Source organism: Candidatus Hodgkinia cicadicola, from assembly GCF_002774925.1.
Window position 1 is genome coordinate 1 of record NZ_NXGO01000118.1, and the last position, 808, is coordinate 808.

Consider the following 808-nt stretch of genomic DNA (forward strand, 5'->3'; position numbering starts at 1 on the left):
GATTATAACCACTAACACAACTTTATTATTAAATAATATAACTTGTTACTTATTATCTCTACCTTTATGTTATACATATTTTGTAAACTACCTGTGTACTCAGAATTTATTAAAAACAAACATACAAGGATTTAAAAATGATAACTTTTAATTCTGAACAATAAAATATTAGTATTTATTTAACTTGTTATTACAAAACATTCTATCTGTTGTCATTTATCTAATCTACAAATTCCATTATCATTAACCATCTGAAGGTTCACCTTTGGTCCTACAAGATCTCTGATGTTATTATAACCATACTTAATCATTGTAGGCCTTTCCAGTGATAAACCCCAAGCAATAACATTCACTTTTTCTGGCAGTCCCATTGGCAGCAACATCTCTGGACGAAACACACCAGAGTTACCAACTTCTATCCATTTTTCAAGTCCTTCATGGTAACAAAATATTTCCATACTTGGTTCTGTATATGGATTATAGGCTGGTTTAAAATTTAGTTTTGTAATACCCAATTTCCTGAAGAACTGATACAAAACTCCAATCAAATCTCCTAAAGTAAGGTCATAATCTGCTATAACACCTTCTACTTGATGGAATTCTGCTAAATGTGTTGCATCAAGTGTTTCATTCCTAAATACTCTGTCAATACTAAAATATTTAACTGGTTTGAAAACTTTTTCTTGTGCTAACTGATACAACATACGTGCACTAACAGCAGTAGTATGAGTACGCAATAAATTTTTCTGTGCCTCATGTAAAGACCACTTATAACAATAACCCTGAGATCCAAAACCACCGTTTGAAA

General features: G+C 31.1%; 1 protein-coding gene. It reads right to left on the reverse strand.

Going from position 1 to position 808, the window contains the following annotated elements; translation table 4 throughout:
- Nucleotides 1-179: 179 nt before the first annotated feature.
- The coding region (locus MAGTDC_RS03585; protein ID WP_462138619.1) for a tRNA ligase subunit PheS family protein at nucleotides 180-808 on the reverse strand (629 nt) is incomplete at its 5' end.